Consider the following 664-nt stretch of genomic DNA (forward strand, 5'->3'; position numbering starts at 1 on the left):
GACGAAACCCAGCAGATGCTCGATTTCCTCGCTCATCGTCGCCGCGGCAGCGCTGCCAAGAAATCCCGTAAACAGAATGACAATCAACAGCTTGTTCATGTATTTGAATCCAGCCTGAAAATGGTAGTCAGTGGATGGTGATCGGATGATTTTACCTCAGTCACCTTGCTTTGTAGAGGTACCAATCCCCGATAGTATATGTGATCGAGACGATGTCCAAAATGGACCACAGGCCTGCCTGCAAACGTCACCGTGCTCAGCCCGTTGCGGTCCGCCAGATGGCGTATCACCGCCATACGCGCACGATTCCAGGTGTTGAAACACCTGCCATGACGATGGGGCCCTGGTGGCTGTCCATCACTGCCTGTATAGCCTGAAACTGGGCATCGAGATCGGCACTGCCGAGGGTAAAATTGACGCCATGCACATTCACCACCAGCAGGGGCTACGCATATCCCTGTATCGGAAAATAGCTGATCAGCACCGTTTTCGGCAGGCGCAGATAAGGTTCGTTTATCCGTTGCACACAGGGGTTCAACTGCGACGCCCTGCTCCCGGTGAGCACCCCGGACCAGTACCCACGAAGACTGAAGGCATGTGCCATGACCCAGTCCAGTGACTCTCTGTCCAGCCACTGCCGGAGCCGGGGCGCGAGATAGGCTTC

2 protein-coding genes are annotated in these 664 nt (G+C 55.4%); both read right to left on the reverse strand.

The genetic code is table 11. From position 1 onward, the window contains the following. Positions 1–286 precede the first annotated feature (286 nt). Complete coding sequence (locus ACOCD2_RS20720; protein WP_419626020.1) at positions 287–427, reverse strand: hypothetical protein; 141 nt, start codon at positions 425–427, stop codon at positions 287–289. 18 nt (positions 428–445) lie between these two features. Further along, positions 446–664 (reverse strand): hypothetical protein (locus tag ACOCD2_RS20725; protein WP_419626022.1); only part of this gene is annotated, 219 nt, incomplete at its 5' end.

Source organism: Thiolapillus sp., from assembly GCF_048562965.1.
GTDB lineage: Bacteria > Pseudomonadota > Gammaproteobacteria > Chromatiales > Chromatiaceae > Thiolapillus > Thiolapillus brandeum_A.